The organism is Pedococcus soli, from assembly GCF_054782575.1.
Genome location: NZ_BAAGSF010000001.1, coordinates 124,581 through 145,406, shown reverse-complemented (window position 1 = coordinate 145,406; position 20,826 = coordinate 124,581). Strand labels below are relative to the sequence as shown.

Below are 20,826 nucleotides of genomic sequence, written 5' to 3'. Positions count from 1 at the left end.
CGCGGGGGACGGACGTCCCGTGCAGGCTCGCGCCAGCGTAGCGACGTCAGGTTCCACGCTGCGCGCTGCGCAGGCGCAGGCGCACGGGTTGTCCCGGGACGAGCTGGGCGGCGAGGTCGCAGGCGTGCTCGGTGAGGACGGCGACGACGGGGTAGCCGCCGGTGACGGGGTGGTCGGCGAGGAACACCACCGGGACCCCGGTGGGCGGCACCTGCACCGCCCCGCGGACCAGACCCTCGCTGGGCACCTCCGTGCCTCCCCGGGTGGACGAGCGCTCGAGCGCAGGACCGGAGAACCGCACGCCGACCCGGTCCGAGTCGGCTGCCACGGACCACCCGGCCGACGTGAGCCGGGCCGGGTCGGCGAGCCAGGCGAGGCGCGGCCCGGGCATCGCCTCGAGCTCGACCGCTCCGGTGAGGGGGGCGCGGACCGGGGCGACGTCGACCAGCAGCTCACCGCCGGGAGCACCGTCCGGGTGGCCGACGGGGACGACGTCGCCGACCCGGAGGGCCGGTGGACCGAGACCGGAGAGCGTGTCGCTGGAACGTGATCCGAGAACCGGCGGGACGGCGAACCCACCGCGGACGCCGAGGTACGAGCGCAGCCCGGCCGTGGCTCGGGTGAGCGTCAGGAGCTGGCCGTCGCGCACGAGGAAGGGCGCACCGTGCCCCACGGGTCGGCTGTCGACGGTGACCGTCCCTGCCGCGCCGGTGACGACGGCCGTGACGCTGCCGACGGCCCGCACCACGAGTCCACCGACCACCTCGACGGAGGCGAGCGCCGGCGCCTGGCCGAGGAGCCTCGCGCCGAGGGCATGCGCGCCGCGGTCGGCCGCGCCGGACGGGCTCACCCCGAGGGACGCCATCCCGGGTCGGCCCAGGTCCTCGACGAGCGCCGTCGCGCCGATCTCGAGGACCTCCAGCTCCGCGTACGGTGACGGGTCGCGCGTGCTCACCGGTCGGCGTCCGCGTCGCGGAACCGCACCCGCAGCCCGGGGCGGAGCAGGGCCGGCGGATCCCGGTCGAGGTCCCACAGGGCGAGGTCGGTGTGGCCGAGCAGCTGCCACCCACCCGGCGACGACCTCGGGTAGATCCCGCTGAACTCGTCCGCGAGGCCGACCGCACCAGCGGGGACCCTGGTGCGGGGCGAGGAGCGACGGGGGACCCGCAGGCGCGGGTCGCCGTCCACCAGGTAGGCGAAGCCGGGGGCGAAGCCCGCAAAGGCCACCGACCACGGCGTGCCCGTGTGGGCGGCGACGACCTCGGGCACCGACAGTCCGGTCAGGCCTGCGACCTCGGTGAGGTCGGCTCCGTCGTAGTGCACGGGCACCTCGACCAGGGGATGGGGTGCCGATGCCCCGTCCGGTGTCGTCGGTCCCGGCTCACGGGTCCTGCCGGCGACCAGGGCCTCCCGGGCCGCCGCACGGACGGCAGGGAGTGAGCCCGGCGAGTCCGCCACGAGCAGCACCGTCCGTGCCCCGACGACGACATCGGCGAGGCCGGCGACGCGCTGCGTGGCCGCCTCGAGCCTCGCGTGCACGGCCAGGGCGCCGCGCAGGTCGTCCAGCTCGACGAGGACCGCCCGGTCGCCGTAGGGGAGCAGCCGACCGGTGTCCTGCTCCGGTCCCGGTCGGACCGGTCCGTCGGGGTCGGGCCTCACCCGCCGGGCGCCCTGACGAAGGGGCTCAGGCGCACCCCGGCCGCCTCGAGGCCGTGCCGCACCGCGCCGGCCAGGGCGACGGCGCCCGGGGTGTCGCCGTGCACGCAGACCGAGTCGGCGCGGACCTCCAGCAGGCTCCCGTCGACGGCCTCGACCACGCCGTCGACCACCAGGCGCACGACCCGTGCCGCCACCGCGTCGGGGTCGTCGAGCACTGCCCCGGGACGACCGCGGGGCACCAGGGTGCCGTCCGCGGCATACGCGCGGTCGGCGAAGGCCTCGAGGACGGTGGGCATGCCGGCCTCCTCCGCCCGGGCGAGCGAGGCCGACCCCGGCAGGCCCACGAGCGGGAGGTTGCCACCGAGGAGACCGAGCGCCTCGACCAGTGCCGCGGCCTGGGCCTCGTGGTGCACGACGGCGTTGTAGAGGGCGCCGTGCGGCTTGACGTAGGTGACGCGGGTCCCTGCGGCCCGGGCGAGCGCGTCGAGGGCACCCACCTGGTAGGCGACGTCCGCGGTGAGGTCGGCGGCGGACACGTCGACGAAGCGTCGGCCGAACCCCGCGAGGTCGCGGTAGCCGACCTGCGCCCCGACGGCCACCCCGGCGGCTGCCGCGGCGCGGCACACCTCGAGCAGGGTCGTGGGGTCACCGGCGTGGAAGCCGCACGCGACGTTCGCACTCGTGACGACCCCGAGCATCGCCGTGTCGTCACCCAGGGTCCACCGGCCGAACGACTCGCCGAGGTCGGCGTTGAGGTCGATGGTGCTCACCGGCGCAGCGCCCGGGCGTGGTCGGCGAGCACGCTGCCGGAGGCGGCCATCCCCGCGGCGAGCCGACGACGGCGCGCGGCCAGGACGGCGAGGAGCCGGTCGAGCTCGGCCTGGAGGGACTCGCGCCGTTCGTCGCGGCCGGCGTCCGCGGGGGCGTCGGCGAGGCCGGTGACCCCCCAGGCCGGTGCGAGCCGACCGTCGGTCTCCCGCAGGCCGGCCGCCTCGGCGCGCGCGACGAGGGCACGGACGTCGGCCAGGGCCTCCGCGAGGTCCGCGGCGTGGTCCTGCAGCGCGGCACCGACCCGGTCGAGCTCGTCCGAGGCAGCGGCCGCCGCCTCGTCGAGGCCGGTGAGCCGGCGGCGTGCGCGGGCGACGACGGTGCCGGGGCGCTGGAGGTCGGGGTCGGCCATCGCGCCGTGGACGGCTCGACCGCTGCTGCGCAACGCGGTCGCGAGCTGTCGCAGGGACCCTCCGACGCGTGAGCAGGAGGCCGGGTCGCCGGCGACGAGCGTCACCGGGCCTCCTCGATCGAGGACGTCGAGGACTCTCGGGGTGGGGGGACGCTGCCGGCGAGGTCGTCAGCGGCAGCGGCGGCGCTGCGGCTGCGCCGGGCGGCGGCGACCCGCAGCCGCCCGGCGACGTCAGCGGCCGACGCATCCACCTCACGCAGCAGGTCGGCGACCTGGTCGAGGTAGTCGTCGAGGCCCGCCTGCAGCTCGCGGTCGCCGACCTCCGGCAGGTGGTCGAGCACCTCGTCGGCCCCGCTGCGGGCGCAGTCACGCAGCGTTCCGAGGGTGGCACCGAGGGCGAGGAGGGCCTCGGGGCGAACCGGGGCGGGCGGCATACCGGTCACTCTAGTGAGGGAACGGGAACGACCCCCGGCGATACCCACATGCCGGAGCAGGGGTGTCGTCGGGGGCCGTCACGTCGTGCAGAGACCCGGTGGGGATCAGTACCAGTGCTTCCGACCGCCGATGGCGTTGCCGGCGCGGCCGAGAAGAGCCAGGACGACTCCGACCACGATGAGGATGACCCCGATCGTGGTGAGGATCGGGATGCTGGCCACCAGGCCGATGATCAGCAGGATCAGTCCGAGGATGATCACGGGGACTCCTTCTGTATGGGTGATGTGACGCAGCGCGCAGGGGAGCGCTGCAACCACACACTCTGACCTGCGCAAACGCAAAGCGCCACTCGGGGAGCGTGGAGCCCGGGAGTGTCGCGGCCCCATCGGCCCCGCGGCGGCCCATCCTCGGCGCCGAAACGCGTCGGAGGCCCGTGAGTCCCGCCGCCGACGAGCGATAGTCTCGTCCCGACGCACAACGAGGTGCGCCCACGCATGCACGACGACCCCGTGAGGATGAAGACCACAAGCATGTCTGCGTCGCTGGAGCAGTCCCGTCAGCAACTCCTGCGTTCCGCTGCGGAGCGCGCCGAGCACGACGGGGGTGAGGTCGAGGAGTTCCTCCGCGCCTACTACCGCCACGTGGCGACCGAGGACCTGCTCGCCCGAGCCCCCGAGGACCTTCTCGGAGCCGCGCTCGCGCACCGCGACCTCGCCAGGAGCCGCCCGGTCGGGACGGCCAAGGTCGACGTGTTCAACCCCGACGTCGCCGAGCAGGGCTGGACGAGCGGTCACACCGTCGTCCAGGTCGTCACCGACGACATGCCGTTCCTCGTCGACTCCGTCACCGCCGAGCTGCAGCGGATGGACCGTGCGGTCCACCTGGTCGTGCACCCGACCATGCGGGTGCGGCGCGACGCCACGGGCGAGCTGGAGCAGGTGCTGCTCGACGGCACGGCCGCGGGGGACGGCGCCGACGCCGGCAGCTTCGGCGAGGTCCGCGAGTCGTGGATGCACCTCGAGGTCGACCGCGACAGCAACGCCGAGGACCTGCAGGCGATCGCCGAGGGCCTGCGCGGCGTGCTGGCCAACGTCCGTGAGGCCGTCGAGGACTGGCCGAAGATGAAGGAGACCTGCTCCGCGCTCGCGGTGGAGCTCGGTGTCAGGCCGCCGCACGGCATACCGGCTGCGGAGGTGGAGCAGGCTCGCGGTCTGCTCGAGTGGCTGGCCGGCAACCACTTCACCTTCCTCGGCTACCGCGAGTACGCCCTGGTGCGGGGCGCCGACGCCGACACCCTCCAGGCGGTCCACGGCACCGGTCTCGGCCTGCTGCGCTACGACCCCACGGGGGAGGGGGTGCTGCTGTCGGAGCAGGCGCGCACCGTCGCGCGGGCGCCGGAGCTGCTCATCATCACCAAGGCCAACTCGCGGGCGACGGTGCACCGCAACACCTACCTCGACTACGTCAGCGTCAAGCAGTTCGACGACGCGGGTGTCGTGACGGGGGAGAAGCGCTTCCTCGGACTGTTCACCTCGAGCGCCTACACCGAGTCGGTGACGCGGGTTCCGGTGCTGCGCGACAAGGTGGCGGCGATCTTCGAGCGCACCGGGTTCCTGCCCGACTCGCACTCGGGCAAGGACCTGCTCGAGGTCCTCGAGAACTACCCGCGCGACGAGCTGTTCCAGGCCGACGAGGAGTCGCTGTACGACAACGCGACCGCCGTCCTGCACCTGCAGGAGCGCCGCAAGACCAAGCTGTTCCTGCGGCGTGACCGGTTCGGCCGGTTCGTCTCGGCGCTGGTCTACATCCCGCGCGACCGCTACAACACCGCGGTCCGCCTGAAGATGGAATCCATTCTCCACCAAGCTTTTCCGGGCGCCACGGTCGACTACACGACTCGGGTCTCGGAGTCCGTCCTGGCCCGTCTCCACTTCGTCGTGCGCGTGCCCTCGGGCGAGTCCATCCCGGCGGTCGACGAGGCCGTCCTCGAGCGCCAGCTCGTCGACGCCACGCGCACGTGGGAGGAGGACCTGTCCGAGGCGGCCCGCGCCGAGCACGGCGAGGAGGCGGCCGCGCGGCTCTCCGGGCTCTACGGCAGGGCCTTCCCCGAGGCCTACAAGGAGGACTTCACCTCCCGGGTCGGTGTCGTCGACATCCGTCACATGGACGCGCTCGAGAACGCCGACTCCACCGGCCTCAACATGTACCAGGAGCCGGGTGCCCCGGCCGGCGAGCGGCGGTTCAAGCTCTACCGCCGCAGCCCCCTGTCGCTGACCCAGGTGCTGCCGATGTTCACCCACATGGGTGTCGAGGTCGTCGACGAGCGCCCCTACGAGGTGTCGCGCGGCGACGGGGTCGACCTGTGGGTCTACGACTTCGGCCTGCGCGTCCGCAACCACAAGGTGTGGTCCGGCGAGGGTGGTCGCGACCGGCTGCGCGAGCTGTTCCAGGACGCGGTCGGGGCAGTGTGGAACGGTCGCGCGGAGTCCGACGGTTTCAACGCACTCGTCCTCGGTGCCGGGCTCACCTGGCGGCAGGTCGTCATCCTGCGCACGGTCGCGAAGTACCTGCGGCAGACCGGGTCGACCTTCTCCCAGGACTACGTCGAGTCGGCGCTCGTGCAGAACCTGCGGCTCGCCGGGCGGCTCGTCGCCCTGTTCGAGGCGCGGTTCGACCCCAGCCGGTATGGCGCCGCGGCCGGAGGGGAGCGCGAAGCTGCCGAGGCCGCGCTGGTCGAGGAGATCACGACCGGGCTCGACGAGGTCAAGTCCCTCGACCACGACCGCATCATCCGCGCGTTCCTCGGCGTCATCCAGGCGACGCTGCGGACGAACTTCTACCAGCGGGACGAGTCCGGGGCCGACAAGACCTACGTCTCGATCAAGCTCAACCCGAAGAAGGTGCCCGACCTGCCCGCCCCGCGGCCGCAGTTCGAGATCTTCGTCTACTCACCGCGCGTCGAGGGCGTGCACCTGCGGTTCGGGCCGGTGGCCCGTGGCGGGTTGCGCTGGTCCGACCGACGTGAGGACTTCCGCACGGAGGTGCTGGGACTCGTCAAGGCGCAGATGGTCAAGAACGCCGTCATCGTCCCCACCGGGTCCAAGGGCGGCTTCTACGCCAAGCAGCTGCCCGACCCGTCGGTCGACCGCGACGCCTGGCTGGCCGAGGGCATCGGCTCCTACAAGGTCTTCATCTCCGGTCTGCTCGACCTCACCGACAACCGCGTCGGCGGCGACATCGTCCCCCCGGCGTCGGTGGTGCGGCACGACGAGGACGACTCCTACCTCGTCGTCGCGGCTGACAAGGGCACGGCCACCTTCTCCGACATCGCCAACGGCGTCGCGCAGTCCTACGGATTCTGGCTCGACGACGCGTTCGCCTCCGGAGGTTCGGCCGGCTACGACCACAAGGCCATGGGCATCACCGCCCGCGGTGCCTGGGAGTCGGTGAAGCGCCACTTCCGCGAGATGGGTGTCGACACCCAGACCCAGGACTTCACGGCCGTCGGCATCGGCGACATGAGTGGTGACGTCTTCGGCAACGGCATGCTGCTCTCGGAGCACATCCGCCTCGTGGCCGCGTTCGACCACCGCCACATCTTCGTCGACCCCACCCCCGTGGCGGCGACGAGCTTCCCAGAGCGCAAGCGGCTGTTCGACCTCCCGCGGTCGTCGTGGGCCGACTACGACGCCTCGCTCATCAGCACCGGTGGCGGCATCTTCGACCGGTCGCTCAAGTCGATCCGGATCACCCCGGAGATGACCGAGGCGCTCGGGCTGGCCAAGGGCACGACCAGCCTGACCCCGGCCGAGCTGATGAAGGCGATCCTCCAGGCACCGGTCGACCTGCTCTGGAACGGCGGCATCGGCACCTATGTCAAGGCGGGCTCCGAGTCGAGCTCCGACATCGGCGACCGGGCCAACGACGCCATCCGCGTCGACGGGAACGCGTTGCGCTGCAAGGTCATCGGCGAGGGCGGCAACCTCGGCCTCTCGCAGCTCGGTCGCATCGAGGCGTCCCTGCACGGGGTGCGTGTCAACACCGACGCGATCGACAACAGCGCCGGGGTCGACACCTCCGACCACGAGGTCAACATCAAGATCCTGCTCACCGACCTCGTGCGCAACGGCGACATGACGCTCAAGCAGCGCAACACCCTGCTCGCGTCGATGACCGACGACGTGGCGCACCAGGTGCTGCGCGACAACTACGAGCAGAACGTCCTGCTGGGCAACGCCCGCGCGCAGGAGCACCCCATGCTTCCCGTGCACCAGCGGCTCATCCACTGGCTCGAGGAGCGTGGCGACCTCGACCGCGCGCTGGAGTTCCTGCCCAGCGACAGCGAGATCGACCGGCGCTTCCAGGACGGCCTGGGCCTGAAGTCCCCGGAGTTCTCGGTGCTCGTGGCCTACGCCAAGCTGGCGCTCAAGGACGACCTGCTGCCGACGGGTCTGCCCGACGACCCGTGGTTCCAGCAGACGCTCACCGACTACTTCCCGGCGGCCCTGCGCGAGCAGTTCGCCGGCGAGCTGGCCGACCACCCGCTGCGCCGCGAGATCATCACCAACTCGGTGGTCAACTCGATGGTCAACCGCGGTGGCATCACCTTCGCCTTCCGGGCGATGGAGGAGACGGGGGCGACGCCGGAGCAGATCGCGCGGGCGTTCGTCGTCTGCCGCGAGATCTTCGACCTGCCGAGCTTCGTGCGCGAGGTGGAGGCGCTGGACAACGTCGTCTCCACCGACGTGCAGAGCCAGCTCTACCTCGAGTTCCGTCGCCTCATCGACCGCTCCATCCGGTGGTTCCTCACGTCGCGTCCCTCGCGGCTCGACGTGGCCGGCGAGGTCGCCCGGTTCGGTGCGGTCGTGCGCGAGTTCGCCCCCAAGGTGCCCGAGATGCTCAAGGGCGCCGAGCTCAAGCGTCTCCAGCGCAACACCGCCAGGCTCGAGAAGCTCGGTGTGCCCGACGACCTCGCCCTGCGTTCGGCCAGCCTGCTCGACCAGTTCTCGCTGCTCGACATCGTCGACATCGCGACCGACACGGGGGAGGAGCCGGCCGACATCGCCTGCCTCTACTTCGTGCTGTCCGAGAAGTTCGGCATCGACGGGATGCTGACGCGGGTCACGAACCTGCCGCGTGACGACCGCTGGGACGCCCTGGCGCGTGGTGCCCTGCGCGACGACCTGTATGCCGTGCTGGAGAGCCTCGTGCGCTCGGTCATGGACACCTCGACGGTCGGTGGCTCGCCGGGCTCGCGCTACGAGGAGTGGGCGAAGGCCAACGCCGAGTCGCTCACCCGGGCGACGACGGCCCTGTCGGGCATCGAGCGGCTCGACCACCCCAACATCGCAGCCCTGTCCGTCGCCCTGCGCACCCTGCGTTCGGTGATCCGCTCCGGAGCCGCCACCTCGTGACCGCGCGCGTGGTGGGGTTGCGGTGCTTCCCCGTGAAGTCCGCGGGCGGGCAGTCGCTGCCTGCCCTCGAGGTCGAGGTCGCGGGTGTGGTCGGCGACCGCGCCTGGGCGGTCCACGACGCCGCGGACAAGCTCGCGTCCGGCAAGCACACCCGCCGCTTCCGGCGGATGGACCCGGTGTTCACGCTCGTGGCGAGCCGGCGCGGGGACGAGACCGTCCTGGTCCTGCCCGACGGCACCGAGCTCGTGGCGGGTGACCCGGCGACGGACCAGTCCCTCAGCCGCCACTTCGGCGAGCCGGTGAGCCTCCAGCGGGAGGGCGCCATACCGCACCAGGATGCGGCACCGATCTCGCTGGTGGGGACGGCCACCCTGGCCGAGCTCGGCCGGCACGAGGGTGACGGCAGCCCGGTGGACCCGCGGCACGTGCGCGCCAACCTCGTGGTCGAGACCGAGCAGCCGTATGCGGAGGAGTCCTGGGTGGGCGGTGAGGTGACCATCGGTGGGGTGCGGCTGCGCATCACCGAACCCACGGAGCGCTGCCGCATGGTCGGGATCGCCCAGGTGGACCTGCCGGCCCGTCCGGGGATGCTCAGGGCCGTCGCGGACCACCACGACCTGGTCGCAGGCGTCTACGCCGAGGTCGTCACACCCGGCCGGGTGGCCCTCGGCGACGAGGTCGTCCGCGCCTGACCTAGGCTGCCCGGGTGCCCACGCTGAACGAGGTGCTCCACGCGTCGACCGACCTTGCCCCCGGTGAGGTCGAGTGGCTGCAGCTGCTCGTCGGGGACTGGCAGCTCATCTCGGACCTGTCCTTCGCCGACCTCGTGCTGTGGGTCCCCGGAGGGCTCGAGGGCTGGCTGGCCGTGGCGCACGTGCGCCCGACGACCGGACAGATGGTGTTCTTCGAGGACGTCGTCGGGCGGCGCACGCACCGGGGTCGGCAGTCGCTGCTGGACCAGGCGTACGCCGATCGCCGCATCGTCCGCGAGCGGGACCCGATCTTCCGTGACGACATGCCGGTGCGGGAGGAGGCCATCCCCGTCGTCAAGAACGGCCGGGCGCTGGCGGTCATCACCCGCCACACCAACCTCGCCGCGATGCGCACGCCGAGCCGCCTCGAGCTGACCTACCAGGCCCTGGCCGACGCCCTGGCCCGGATGATCGCTGCGGGGGAGTTCCCCAACGTGTCGGCCCCCACCGGCCAGCGGCGCGGCGCCCCGCGCGTCGGTGACGGCGTGATCCGCCTCGACGTCAACGGCATCGTGTCGTACGCCAGCCCCAACGCCCTCTCCGCCATCCACCGCCTCGGCCACGTCGGCGACGTCATCGGCGAGCTGCTCGCCAAGGTCGTCGCCGACCTGCTGCGCGACGAGTCGCCGGTCGACGAGTCGCTGGCCGTCGTCGTCACCGGTCGTGCCCCGTGGCGCACCGAGGTGAGCTCGCGCGGCTCGAGCGTCTCGATGCGCGCCATACCGCTGACCGAGGGTGGGCAGCGGGTCGGTGCCCTGCTCCTGCTGCGTGACGTCTCCGAGCTGCGCCGCCGTGAGCGCGAGCTCATCACCAAGGACGCGACGATCCGCGAGATCCACCACCGGGTGAAGAACAACCTGCAGACGGTGGCGGCCCTGCTGCGCCTGCAGGCGCGGCGGCTCCCCGAGGGGGAGGCGGGGCGCGTGGCGCTCGAGGAGGCGGTCCGCCGGGTCGGGGTCATCGCGCTCGTGCACGAGACCTTGAGCCAGGGCTTCGACGAGACGGTGGAGTTCGACGACATCGCCGTCCGCGGCCTGCAGGCGATCACCGAGGTGGCCAAGGTCGAGCACCCCATCACGACGAAGGTCGTGGGCTCGTTCGGGATGCTGCGGGCCGAGGACGCCACCGCGATGGCGATGATCCTGTCCGAGCTCGTGCAGAACGCCGTCGAGCACGGGCTCGCCGACGTCACCGACGGCACCGTGTGCGTCGAGGCGCAGCGGTCCACCGACGACCGGGGTGACGAGGTCCTGTCGGTGACGATCACCGACGACGGGGTGGGGCTGCCGCAGGGGTTCAGGCCGGGGGCGTCCGGCCTCGGGACGCAGATCGTCGAGTCGCTCGTGCAGGACCTGCGCGGGCGGATCGTGTGGGAGCCGGCCGAGCCGCGCGGGACGCGGGCCAGGTTCGTGGCGCGGCTGCGGCCCCTGGGGCGCGACGGCTCCTAGGCAGACGGCTCGCAGGCAGCAGAAGGAGTGCCCCAGCTCGCGGGATCCGCGACCTGAGGCACTCGGAGAGGGTGGGGCAGGGGGGCTGCGTCAGCCGGCGCGGCGAGCGCGAGCGTTACGACGCTTGAGCGCGCGACGCTCGTCCTCGGACATTCCGCCCCAGACGCCGGCGTCCTGGCCGGACTCGATGGCCCACTTGAGGCAGGTGTCGACGACCTCGCAGCGTCGGCAGACAACTTTGGCTTCCTCGATCTGGAGGATCGCTGGGCCGGTGTTCCCGATCGGGAAGAACAGCTCAGGGTCCTCGTCGAGGCAGGCAGCGCGGTCGCGCCAATCCATGAAGATCGTGCTCCTTGTTGTGCAGGGGGAAGTGCGCCGGTCCATGGACCCAGGGATGACGGGCCAGATGGGCACGGCGCGTCATTGCGGGGTGTGCAGGGTCATGCTCCCGGGGGAACAGGGACGACCGGCGAGCCTAGCCGACCCTCGAACCGCGGGGGGGTGAAAGAGGTGCGACTAGCCATTTTGGGGGGCTGGGCACAGTTCTGCCAACGGGCCGTCTCACGTTTCTGTTCCAGCGTCACAGATCGCGTCGCGTTTGGGCACCCCTGAGCGGAAGTAACCGACGTGTAACGGTGAGGTTTTGGTCACATTGCCTCCGTTGCGTGGGTATGACGCCGTGCCCGACCGTGCTCGGAAACCCGCGGGGCACCGTTTCGAAGTGTCCGACCCGTGAGACGACGCCGACCGCGAATACCCTGTGGGGGTGAGCGACCAGCCCGGCCCGACCAGCCCTTCCGCCGCCCAGCCGACCCCGCACGGTGACCGCTCGCCGCGCGCCCGGGACGTCTACCGCGACCTGGCGGCCGCCCTGTCCGGCGCCCAGGCCCTGTCGTTGCTGGGGTTCGTCGCCTTCTACCTCTGGGAGCTGGCGCAGGGGGCCGGCAAGGACGCGGTCCTCGTGGTCATGTCGGCGTTGCTGATCCTTGTCTTCGCCGTCGGCATCGGCGCCCTCGCCCGAGGGTGGTGGCGCGGCGACAACTGGCCCAACACCCCGACCGTCGTCTGGAACCTGTTGCTCCTGCCGGTGGCGTGGAGCCTTTTCCAGGCGGGCCGGTGGGTCGTCGCCCTGCTCCTGGCGGTGGTGGCCGTCGTCGGCATCGTCGCGGCGGTCCGCGCGGACACGTCGGAGGCCTCGGACGGTTCCGACGCTGCCGGCGCCCGACCACCCACCCCTGGCTGAGGGGGTCGGACGCTACGTCACTGATCGCGCCACGCGATCAGTGACGTAGCGTCCGACGCCTCATCCCCAGCCCCCGGTGGAGGAGAACTCCGGGGCGGCGGGCTCAGGCCGACGTGATGCGCAGCATGGTGCGGTCGGTGTGGCCGCGGCGCATGATCTTCTCGATCGTCATGACGATGCGGTACTCGATCCCGTACTTGGGCCTGAGCACCGTGTCGAGCCTCCGCATCGCCTCGGGTCCCTGGACGATCTCGGCCACGGCGGCGACCGTGGGTGCCCCGTCCTCGACGGTGCCTCGCCGGGAGCACGGCTGGAGCTCGACACGGGTGTTGTTGCGCAGCCGCTTGACCTTGCCGCTCCCGCTGGGGGTGGTCACGACGAGGGCGTCGCCCTCCCTCCCGATCCACACCGGGGTCGAGACGCCGACGCCGGTCTTGCGGAACGTCGTCAGGGACACGAACTTCTCGTCGCCGAGGGCGTCGAGGGTGGGGGCAGTGGTCATGTCGCGACGCTACCCCGGTGCACCAGGGCCAGCGAGCGGGGCAGCCGCCGGGCCGTCGACGACCCCGGTGCCAGGCCGGGCGACCTGCACAGGGGTGGCAGATCCCCGCCGCACCAGGTGACCTCGCCCAGGTCGGGCCCGGCGGTCCACGGGGACCCGCAACCCGAAGAGGTCCGCCTCCGCCGAGGATGCGGGGCCGAGGAGGAGGCCCGTGCGGTGGCGTGCGACCTCGAGCGCCGCGCCGCGGTACATGGAGGACAGGGTGCTCGCGGCGGCGCCCACGACCAGGAGCCCCTGGTCACGGTCGGCCAGGTGGGAGACCTCGCGCAGGACCGCCTCGACGGGCTGGTCCAGCAGCGCGTCGACGTCGTCGGCCAGCACCACCAGCGAGGGAGCCCGCCGACGGGCCGCGACGAGGCCGCCGCCGTCGGTGCCGTCGGACCAGCTGAGGACGGCCGGCTCGGCGCGCAGCACCTCCAGCGGGCCACCCCGCGGTGCGACGACCGCGACGGGTCGGCCGGCTGCGAGGTGCCGGCGAGCGAGGAGGAGCAGCGCGCTGGACACACCGGAGCCGGCAGGGCCCGTGACCAGCCAGCGTCGGCCGTCCTGCTGCGGGTCGAGCCCCAGCACGGTCGACTCGTCGCCCCCGATCCCGACGGGCACGATGCCGGCCGGGTACGGCGGCCGGTCCGGGTGCGGCCGGAGCTCCTCCTCATGCACAACCAGGGGCAGCTCGTCCACCCGAAGGGGCGACCGCCCCGGCAGGTCGGCCGTCGGCGGACTGGTCGTCGGCGGGCCTTCCTCGTTGCGCGGCTCCGGCGGCAGGGCGAGCTGGACCTCGTTCCCCTCCATGGTGAGTCCCCGCCCGGGGCAGGTGAGGGCAGCGACCCGACGCGGCGGCATACCGAGCAGGACCGCGTCCGTGGGATCGGCCAGGCGCAGCACGACGCGTCGGGTGACGGTGCCGGCCACCCGGCCCAGGAGGAGGGAGCGGCCGCCTGCGACGACCGCGGTGAGGCCGACTCCCTGCCCGTCCTGCAGGAGAGCGAGCAGCTGGTCGGTGAGGGTGCTGAGGGCGAGGTCGTCGGTCCGGCCGGCGACGAGGTCCCAGTCGTCGACGAGCAGGAGCATCGGCGGCAGGGCGGTCCCCTCGCCGCGGGCCAGGGCGGCACGGCGTTCGGCGACCTCGGTGGCGAGTCGCGAGACCAGTCGTTCGACCCGCCTGGGGTCGGTCCAGTCGACGACGGCACCCACCTGGGGCAGGGCCGACAGGGCGGCCAAGCCGCCACCGAGGGCGTAGACGTGCAGCGACGCGGCGTCGCGTTGGTTGCAGCAGGCCACGGCATGGGTGAGCAGGGCGGTGGTCCGGCCACTGCCCGGTCCGCCGACGACGGCCCAGTGACCGCGGGCGCGCAGGTCGAACGCCAACATCTCGCGCGACTGGCGTTCCGGCACGTCCACCAGCCCGAGGTGTGCGGTGAACGGGTCGTCGGTGGAGTCGAGGGCTGCGTGGGGAAGCTCGACGGGGAGGGGCGGCAGCCAGGCAGGGCTGGCCGCGACGAACCCGCCCGCAGCCGTGGCCTGCCGCACGGTGTCGACGATGACGTCGAGCTCGGTGCGCGTCGCGGGACCCATGAGCGGCTGTGCCCGAGGGTCGGCGCTCCACGCCCGGACGCGGACCGGTGTCGCCCGTGGCTGTGGAACCAGGGCGCCCACGTGCGCGGACTGGAACTCGACCAGGCCCGAACCGCCGACGCGGGCGTAGGCGCGGCCCGGCGTCGAAGGGGGCAGGGCAGCAGCCGCAGGGCTGTCGACGACGTCCTCGGAGTCGAGACGGTCGCGCATGCGCAGAGCGATGCGGAGGTTGACGTTGGCCTTGATGTCGGCGGTGACCACACCCGCGGGGCGTTGGGTGGCGAGGACGAGGTGGATGCCCAGGGACCGGCCGAGGGCTGCAAGGTGGACCAGGCCGTCGACGAAGGCGGGGAGCTCGTCGGCGAGGGCTCGGAACTCGTCGACCACCACGACGAGCCGGGCCAACGGCAACGCAGCTCCTGCTGGACTCGCTTGGTACGCAACGAGATCGGCAACACCGGCAGCTCGCAGGATGCGTTCGCGGCGCGTCACCTCGGCAGTGAGCGACGTCAGGGCGCGGGCGGCCAGCTGGTCATCGAGGTCCGTGACGACGCCGGACACGTGGGGCAGGTCCGCGCACTCCCGGAAGGCCGCCCCGCCCTTGTAGTCGACGAGGACGAAGGACAGGTGGTGGGGCGCGTTGTGCAGGGCGAGGCTCGCGACCAGCGTCCTCAGCAGCTCCGACTTGCCCGCCCCCGTGGTGCCCCCGACCAGGACGTGGGGTCCGTCGGCGGCGAGGTCGATCGAGAAGACCCCGGAGCTGCTCGCCCCGATCGGCACCCTCGTGCGGTGCGGGCGGTCGTGCCAACGCCGTGCCAGGTCGGCGCTGTCCTGGCCCGCCGGTCGATCACGGGCCAGCAGGCCGACGTTCGTGGGCAGGGCAGCCCGCCCGTCCGTCGGTGTGGCGTCACGCAGGGGAGCCAACGACCGGGCGAGCCGGTGCGACCACCCGGGCCCGACGCCGTCCACGACGAGGTCGTGGTGCCGGTGGTCGGTGAGCGAGAGCGTGGGTGCGCCGTTGCCGGAGAGCTCGAGGACGGCACCGGCCTCGTTCGGCAGCTCACGGAGGTCCGAGCCCAGGGCCAGGGTGAGGACGCCGGCCCGTGGTCCGTCGGCGAGAACGGTCGCGAGGTCGGTCAGCTCCCGGGCCCCGACCATCGCGTCGACCACGACGACGGTGGTGGGGCCGTCCCACCGACCGGCCAGGCGGTCGGCCCGGCGGTCGGCACAGCGTAGACGGACGGTGGCTGCCAGGTCGGCGAGGGTGGTGTCGGTGTTGTCAGGCGACCCCCCTCGTCGGGAGCTGTTGTGGCAGTGCGGGATCCGGGTCACCCACTCCCAGGTCGCCCGTTCCGGGGTGTCGGCAAGGATGACGACCTCCAGGTCGGAGGGCGAGTGCATCGTCACCAGCTGGCCCACCAGCGACCGTGCACTGGCGAGGACGGCCGCTCGCTGGCCGCAGAGCCCGAGAACGCCGACGTCGACGAGGGAGACGACGCACGGGACGTCCCGGAGCTGCGGCTGCACCAGGTCCCCGGCCGGTTCGCCACCGGACGTGAGGCGCAGCGAGGCATCGCGACCACACCGGCCGACCGCGACGGTCCACGCGTCGTCGTCGCCGCGACGCCGCTCCCAGATCCGCTCCGTGGGTCCGGAGGCGATCCCCAGGATCGTGGCGGGGTCGGGGAAGGTGCGGTGGAGCGTGCTTGCCTCTGTGCGGCAGGTGGCCTCGATCCGCTCGCGCACGACACGGAGCGCAGCGTCGTGCGCCGCCCGCTCACCGGCATACGTGCGGCGGGCGCCCCAGCGGTCGCTCACCGCGGTGCCGACCATGAGCACCGGACCCATCAGGGCGAAGGCGAGCATGGTCGGGCCCACCACGACGGCGAGGACGCCGGCGACGGGTACCGGCAGGAGGACGGCGACCCATGGCACGCGGGCGCGCCGCGGGGGTGGGGGCGGGGTCGGCAGGGCGATCGTCGGTGTCGGCGCAGCGGTGACGACGCGGGGGCGACGGTTGACGGCCACGGTGCCCTCGCCGGTCGCCCTGGTGGAGGCGGGGACCGCGCCGGTGTGGCGCAGGGCCACCACGGTGTCTCCGAGGTGTATGACGCTCCCCGTGGTGATGGGGACAGGCTGGTCGCCGACGAGCGTGCCGTCGACCCGGGAACCGTTGGTCGACCCCAGGTCCCGCAGGGTGACGCCGGACGCGTCGACACGGATCTCGGTGTGCAGCCTCGAGAGGCTGGGGTCAGCGATCTCGATGGTGGCCTCGGTGGACCGGCCGAGGGTGTGGCGTCCCGGCTGCAGGTCGAGGGTGCGCCCGCACTCGGGGCCGTGCGTGATGGCGAGGACGACCGTGGATCGGGAAGGCCGGCGAGAGCCATTGTCCTGCAACAGATGTGGAGGTTGCAGAGTGACTTCGGCTCCGTCGAGCAACGGCGGCTGTCCCACGACGGCCCCGGGCGCCACCACCCGGCCGGCAACGGCCAGGGACGGTGGCTCGGCCGTCGTGGCGGCCAGAGGTGCGAGGTGGTCGACCAGGGCATCGACGAGATCGGCCGCGGTGGAGCCGGTGACTGCGTCGACCTCCACCTCCACCGTGGCGAACCCGGCGGAGGAACCCGGGGCGCGGTGCGTGACGGTCAGCCGCAGGTGCATCTGCCGGACGCTAGGTCGTCGCCGTGTCCGTTGCGGCCGGTTATCCACCCTTGTGGATTCAGCGGGACGGCGGTGGGCGGTTCGCCCTATTATGCGGCAGACACACCGGGCTCGCGTCCGTGGCGGGGGCCACTGCGGGCACAGACGGCAGCTCGAGGGGGAGGTGACGATGGACGCGGTCCTGACCGTGGAGTCCGAGGTGCGCGAGCTGATACGGCGCTCCGGACTCGACCCCGCGCGCGACACCAAGGAGCTCACCCGACTGGTGCGTGATGCCGTGGCGGACTACGACGAACGCTCGCTGCACGGTGGACTGCCCAGCCTGCCGAACGTCGAGGACGCCGTGAAGTCCGTGATCGACGCGGTCGCCGGGTTCGGCCCGCTCCAGCAGTACTTCGACGATCCCGAGGTCGAGGAGATCTGGATCAACGAGCCGTCCAAGGTGTTCGTCGCCCGCGGTGGGGTGGCCGAGCTGACGACGACGTTCCTCACGGCAGACGGCGTCCGCGACCTCGTCGAACGCATGCTCAAGACCAGCGGGCGCCGGGTCGACCTCTCCAGCCCCTTCGTCGACGCGGTGCTCCCGGACGGCTCCCGGCTGCACGTCGTCATTCCCGACATCACGAGGTCGTACTGGAACGTGAACATCCGCAAGTTCGTCGTCCGGGCCTCGCACCTCGACGACCTCGTGGCGCTGGGCACCCTCACCCCCCAGGCCGCGACCTTCCTGGGTGCCGCCGTCGCCGCCGGGTTGAACATCCTCGTCGCCGGCGGAACGCAGGCAGGCAAGACGACCCTGCTGAACTGCCTCAGCTCCGCGATCCCTGCGCGCGAGCGGGTGGTCACGTGCGAGGAGGTCTTCGAGCTGAAGATCCCCCTGCGGGACGTTGCGTCCATGCAGTGCCGCCAGCCGAGCCTCGAGGGCACTGGCGAGATCCCGTTGCGACGCCTGGTGAAGGAAGCCCTTCGTATGCGGCCCTCACGCATCATCGTGGGCGAGGTGCGGCAGGCCGAGAGCCTCGACCTCCTCATCGCCCTCAACAGCGGCCTGCCCGGGATGTGCACCATCCACGCCAACAGCGCCCGGGAGGCGATCACGAAGATGTGCACGCTGCCGCTGCTGGCCGGCGAGAACGTCGGCAGCCGCTTCGTGGTCCCCACCGTCGCCGGATCCATCGACATCGTCATCCACGCCGCACTGGAGCACGACGGGGTGCGACGGGTCCGGGAGATCGTGGCGGTCCCGGGACGGGTCGAGGCCGACGTCGTCGAGGTCGCCGACCTGTTCGTCCAGCGCGAAGGAGTGCTGCGCCGGGCCGAAGGGTTCCCGCCGCACCCGGAGCGGTTCCGCCGGGCGGGGTTCGATGTCGCCGCGCTCCTGGCGCAGGGCTGAGGACGGCGTCGTGGACGGGTTGCGCGCGCTGGTGAGCGGGGTCGGGGGCAGCGCCACCGGCACCCTGCTCGGGCTGGTGCTGGGCTGTGGTCTGTTCTGCATCTGGTGGTCGGCCTGGGTCCCGGCTCCTCGAGCGGTGGCAACGCCTCGGGTGACCGTGTCGGACCGGCTGCGCGACGAGCTCGTGCAGGCCGGTTACGACTCGGTGGGACCGCGGAGCCTGGTCAGCGCCTGCGTCATCGCGTTCACCCTCGTGGTGCTGCTCGTGGCCGCGACCACCGGGGTGGCCCCCGTGGCGCTCTGCTTCGCAGCCATGGCCGGGTACGCCCCGATCGCCCTGGTGCGGATGCGGGCACGCCGTCGGCGCGCAAGCCTGCGCGAGCTGTGGCCGGACGCCGTCGACAACATCGCGTCTGCGGTTCGTGCCGGGATGGCGCTGCCCGAGGCGCTGAGCCAGCTGGGTCGGCGTGGACCGGAGGAGCTGCGACCGGCCTTTCGCGCGTTCGCCGAGGACTACCGCACGACCGGCCGGTTCCAGGAGAGCCTGGACCTGCTGAAGGTCCGGTTGAGCGACCCGGTGGGGGACCGGCTGGTCGAGTCGTTGCGCATAGCCCGCGAGGTCGGCGGCAGTGACCTCGGTCGGTTGCTGCGGACGCTGTCCACGTTCCTGCGTGAGGACAGCCGGACCCGCGCCGAGCTCGAGACCCGCCAGGGGTGGACGGTGAACGCGGCCCGGCTCGCCGTCGCTGCGCCGTGGATCGTCCTGGCGATGCTGTGCACCCGACCCGAGTCGATCCAGGCCTACGCCAGCCCCACCGGCACGGGTGTGCTGCTCGTCGGTGCTGCCATCTCGGTCGCCGCCTACCGCATCATGATCCACATCGGACGACTGCCCGAGGACGAACGGGTGCTGCGATGACGAATCCCGTTGCGGGCGTCGACGTCTCGTTCCCCGGGGCCCTGGTTGGGCTGGGCGTCGGCGTGGGCCTGCTGCTCGCGTGGGCGGGCCTGCCCCGCCGCCGACGGGCCACGCTCGAGGACCGCCTGCTCCCGTACCTGCGCGACGCGCCCCGACCGTCGCGGCTCCTCGCGGGGCGACCGGGCTCGGGTGCCGGCGTCCTCGGGGTGCTCGCACGGCCCCTTGTTGCCGACCTGGCGCGACGCATCGAGCGGGTGCTGGGCGGCTCGGCCTCCGTGCGACGCCGCCTGTTGCGGGCGGGGCGACCGGCCGACGTCGAGCGGTTCCGGGCGGAGCAGGTGCTCTGGGGTGCGGCCGGTCTCGTCGTGGGGTTGGTCCTGGGGGTCAGCCTGTGGCTGGGCAACGGCGGCTCCGTCGGACCGGCCGTGATCGTGACCCTGTGCGGCGCGGGGGTCGGGGTCGTCGCACGGGACCAGTGGCTCAGCCGTGAGGCGAACCGCCGCGAGGAGAGGATGCTCGCCGAGTTCCCCACCATCGCCGAGCTCCTCGCGCTGGCGGTCGGTGCGGGTGAGGGCGCCGTCGGTGCGCTCGAGCGCGTCTGCCGCCTCTCGCACGGTGAGCTGTCCCACGAGCTCGGCCGCTGCCTTGCCGACGCGCGGGCTGGCGCCAACCTGCCCACCGCCCTGCAGGGTCTGGCCGACCGCACCGGACTCGTCAGCCTGGCCCGTTTCGTCGACGGCATGATCATCGCCGTCGAGCGGGGCACGCCGTTGGCCGACGTGCTGCGGGCCCAGGCCCAGGACGTCCGGGAGACCGGTCGCCGGGCGGTGATGGAGGCCGGGGGCAAGAAGGAGATCGCGATGATGGTTCCGGTCGTCTTCCTCGTCCTGCCCGTCACCGTGCTCTTCGCCATCTACCCCGGCTTCTCGTTCCTGCGGTTCTCCATCTGATGGCTCGACGAAAGGTAGACCCATGACGATCCTGACCAAGGCGCTGACCCGGGCGCAGTACGCGCTCCAGGGTGCTGCGCGCCGCGACGAACGCGGTGACGTGCCGGGCTGGGTGATGATCACGCTGATGACCGCGGGCCTCGTGGCGGTGCTCTGGACCGTCGCCGACGACCAGCTGCGGGCGTTGTTCAACCGGGCCATGGGCACCGTCTCCGGCCCCTGACGCATGGCGATCAGCGACCGCCGGGGGGTCCGACGACCGCGCGAGTCAGGTGCTGCGGTTGCGGACTTCGCCATGGTGTCCGCGCTCGTGACGCTGCTCTTCGTCGCCGTGTTCCAGCTGGGTCTCGCGCTGCACATCCGCAACACCCTGATCTCCTGCGCCTCGGAGGGCGCGCGGCTCGGGGCGCGCGCGGGCGCCACGCCGGAGGAGGGTGCCCAGCGGACCCGCGACCTCATCCGGACGTCGCTGTCCCCACGGTTCGCCGGCGACGTCACCGTGAGCACCACCGAGGTGGGCGGCGTCCGGGTCGTGGTGGTGCGGGTGCAGGCCCCGCTGCCCGTCCTCGGTCCGCTCGGGCCCGACCGGAGCCTCGACGTCGTGGGCCGCGCCTTCCTGGAGTCCCAGTGATCCG

The 20,826-nt window shown here is 72.6% G+C and carries 18 protein-coding genes; 9 read left to right on the top strand and 9 right to left on the bottom strand.

Annotated features, from left to right (window positions below):
• Nucleotides 1–46: 46 nt before the first annotated feature.
• The 6 genes from ACYVKF_RS00620 to ACYVKF_RS00595 form a co-directional block, all read right to left on the bottom strand.
• Complete coding sequence (locus ACYVKF_RS00620) at nucleotides 47–955, bottom strand: 5-oxoprolinase subunit C family protein (protein WP_460964084.1); 909 nt, start codon at nucleotides 953–955, stop codon at nucleotides 47–49.
• Complete coding sequence (locus tag ACYVKF_RS00615) at nucleotides 952–1,659, bottom strand: 5-oxoprolinase subunit B family protein (protein ID WP_056916948.1); 708 nt, start codon at nucleotides 1,657–1,659, stop codon at nucleotides 952–954. The genes ACYVKF_RS00620 and ACYVKF_RS00615 overlap by 4 nt, the downstream gene beginning before the upstream one ends.
• Nucleotides 1,656–2,429 carry a LamB/YcsF family protein gene (locus tag ACYVKF_RS00610; protein ID WP_460964081.1) on the bottom strand — a complete coding sequence of 258 codons (774 nt, stop codon included), beginning with the start codon at nucleotides 2,427–2,429 and terminating at the stop codon, nucleotides 1,656–1,658. The genes ACYVKF_RS00615 and ACYVKF_RS00610 overlap by 4 nt, the downstream gene beginning before the upstream one ends.
• Nucleotides 2,426–2,944: a hypothetical protein gene (locus ACYVKF_RS00605; protein WP_056918774.1), complete on the bottom strand. Its 519-nt coding sequence runs from the start codon at nucleotides 2,942–2,944 to the stop codon at nucleotides 2,426–2,428. Before ACYVKF_RS00605 ends, ACYVKF_RS00610 begins: the two co-directional genes overlap by 4 nt.
• Nucleotides 2,941–3,273, bottom strand: a complete 333-nt coding sequence (locus tag ACYVKF_RS00600) for a hypothetical protein (protein ID WP_460964079.1) — start codon at nucleotides 3,271–3,273, stop codon at nucleotides 2,941–2,943. The genes ACYVKF_RS00605 and ACYVKF_RS00600 overlap by 4 nt, the downstream gene beginning before the upstream one ends.
• A gap of 105 nt (nucleotides 3,274–3,378) precedes the next feature.
• Nucleotides 3,379–3,534 (bottom strand): DUF6131 family protein, encoded by a 156-nt coding sequence (locus tag ACYVKF_RS00595; RefSeq protein ID WP_164488421.1) that lies wholly within the window; start codon nucleotides 3,532–3,534, stop codon nucleotides 3,379–3,381.
• Between the two features lie 270 nt (nucleotides 3,535–3,804).
• Here ACYVKF_RS00595 and ACYVKF_RS00590 point away from each other — a divergent pair, with 270 nt between their 5' ends.
• Genes ACYVKF_RS00590 through ACYVKF_RS00580 form a run of 3 tightly spaced genes read left to right on the top strand, consistent with a single transcriptional unit; the run spans nucleotide 3,805 to nucleotide 10,888 of the window.
• Nucleotides 3,805–8,688 (top strand): NAD-glutamate dehydrogenase, encoded by a 4,884-nt coding sequence (locus tag ACYVKF_RS00590; RefSeq protein WP_460964076.1) that lies wholly within the window; start codon nucleotides 3,805–3,807, stop codon nucleotides 8,686–8,688.
• The gene (locus ACYVKF_RS00585; protein WP_460964075.1) at nucleotides 8,685–9,380 is read left to right on the top strand and encodes an MOSC domain-containing protein; all 696 of its coding nucleotides are present in this window, start codon (nucleotides 8,685–8,687) and stop codon (nucleotides 9,378–9,380) included. Before ACYVKF_RS00590 ends, ACYVKF_RS00585 begins: the two co-directional genes overlap by 4 nt.
• Nucleotides 9,381–9,394: 14 nt before the next feature.
• Entirely contained in the window at nucleotides 9,395–10,888 is a 1,494-nt protein-coding gene (locus tag ACYVKF_RS00580; RefSeq protein WP_056916953.1) for a sensor histidine kinase, read from the top strand.
• A gap of 90 nt (nucleotides 10,889–10,978) precedes the next feature.
• Here the strand turns inward: ACYVKF_RS00580 and ACYVKF_RS00575 are convergent, their stop codons facing one another.
• A complete protein-coding gene (locus ACYVKF_RS00575) occupies nucleotides 10,979–11,227 on the bottom strand; it encodes a WhiB family transcriptional regulator (protein ID WP_056916954.1) in 249 nt (82 codons plus the stop codon).
• Nucleotides 11,228–11,654: 427 nt separating this feature from the next.
• Here ACYVKF_RS00575 and ACYVKF_RS00570 point away from each other — a divergent pair, with 427 nt between their 5' ends.
• Nucleotides 11,655–12,131, top strand: coding sequence for a hypothetical protein (locus ACYVKF_RS00570; protein WP_460964072.1), 477 nt, complete (start codon nucleotides 11,655–11,657; stop codon nucleotides 12,129–12,131).
• A gap of 103 nt (nucleotides 12,132–12,234) precedes the next feature.
• Here ACYVKF_RS00570 and ACYVKF_RS00565 read toward each other — a convergent pair whose 3' ends face one another.
• A complete protein-coding gene (locus ACYVKF_RS00565; RefSeq protein WP_460964070.1) occupies nucleotides 12,235–12,633 on the bottom strand; it encodes a PPOX class F420-dependent oxidoreductase in 399 nt (132 codons plus the stop codon).
• Between the two features lie 9 nt (nucleotides 12,634–12,642).
• Nucleotides 12,643–16,929: an FtsK/SpoIIIE domain-containing protein gene (locus ACYVKF_RS00560; protein WP_460964068.1), complete on the bottom strand. Its 4,287-nt coding sequence runs from the start codon at nucleotides 16,927–16,929 to the stop codon at nucleotides 12,643–12,645.
• A 169-nt stretch (nucleotides 16,930–17,098) separates the two neighbouring features.
• On the opposite strand from ACYVKF_RS00560, the gene ACYVKF_RS00555 reads away from it, so the two are divergent.
• From ACYVKF_RS00555 to ACYVKF_RS00535, 5 genes are read left to right on the top strand one after another with little or no spacing between them, the layout of a single operon-like run.
• Entirely contained in the window at nucleotides 17,099–18,322 is a 1,224-nt protein-coding gene (locus ACYVKF_RS00555) for a CpaF family protein (protein WP_460964065.1), read from the top strand.
• Between the two features lie 10 nt (nucleotides 18,323–18,332).
• Entirely contained in the window at nucleotides 18,333–19,241 is a 909-nt protein-coding gene (locus tag ACYVKF_RS00550; protein WP_460964063.1) for a type II secretion system F family protein, read from the top strand.
• Nucleotides 19,238–20,191 (top strand): type II secretion system F family protein, encoded by a 954-nt coding sequence (locus tag ACYVKF_RS00545; protein WP_460964061.1) that lies wholly within the window; start codon nucleotides 19,238–19,240, stop codon nucleotides 20,189–20,191. Before ACYVKF_RS00550 ends, ACYVKF_RS00545 begins: the two co-directional genes overlap by 4 nt.
• A gap of 22 nt (nucleotides 20,192–20,213) precedes the next feature.
• Nucleotides 20,214–20,414 carry a hypothetical protein gene (locus ACYVKF_RS00540; protein WP_460964059.1) on the top strand — a complete coding sequence of 67 codons (201 nt, stop codon included), beginning with the start codon at nucleotides 20,214–20,216 and terminating at the stop codon, nucleotides 20,412–20,414.
• Between the two features lie 3 nt (nucleotides 20,415–20,417).
• Complete coding sequence (locus ACYVKF_RS00535; protein ID WP_460964057.1) at nucleotides 20,418–20,822, top strand: TadE family protein; 405 nt, start codon at nucleotides 20,418–20,420, stop codon at nucleotides 20,820–20,822.
• Nucleotides 20,823–20,826: the final 4 nt, after the last annotated feature.

What these genes read in the sequence shown, in the direction of transcription:
- ACYVKF_RS00575 (WP_056916954.1), bottom strand. Translation starts at nt 11,227, where the DNA reads ATGGATTGGCGCGACCGCGCTGCCTGCCTCGACGAGGACCCTGAGCTG.
- ACYVKF_RS00535 (WP_460964057.1), top strand. Translation starts at nt 20,418, where the DNA reads ATGGCGATCAGCGACCGCCGGGGGGTCCGACGACCGCGCGAGTCAGGT.
- ACYVKF_RS00555 (WP_460964065.1), top strand. Translation starts at nt 17,099, where the DNA reads ATGGACGCGGTCCTGACCGTGGAGTCCGAGGTGCGCGAGCTGATACGG.
- ACYVKF_RS00560 (WP_460964068.1), bottom strand. Translation starts at nt 16,929, where the DNA reads ATGCACCTGCGGCTGACCGTCACGCACCGCGCCCCGGGTTCCTCCGCC.
- ACYVKF_RS00590 (WP_460964076.1), top strand. Translation starts at nt 3,805, where the DNA reads ATGTCTGCGTCGCTGGAGCAGTCCCGTCAGCAACTCCTGCGTTCCGCT.
- ACYVKF_RS00565 (WP_460964070.1), bottom strand. Translation starts at nt 12,633, where the DNA reads ATGACCACTGCCCCCACCCTCGACGCCCTCGGCGACGAGAAGTTCGTG.
- ACYVKF_RS00540 (WP_460964059.1), top strand. Translation starts at nt 20,214, where the DNA reads ATGACGATCCTGACCAAGGCGCTGACCCGGGCGCAGTACGCGCTCCAG.
- ACYVKF_RS00545 (WP_460964061.1), top strand. Translation starts at nt 19,238, where the DNA reads ATGACGAATCCCGTTGCGGGCGTCGACGTCTCGTTCCCCGGGGCCCTG.
- ACYVKF_RS00600 (WP_460964079.1), bottom strand. Translation starts at nt 3,273, where the DNA reads ATGCCGCCCGCCCCGGTTCGCCCCGAGGCCCTCCTCGCCCTCGGTGCC.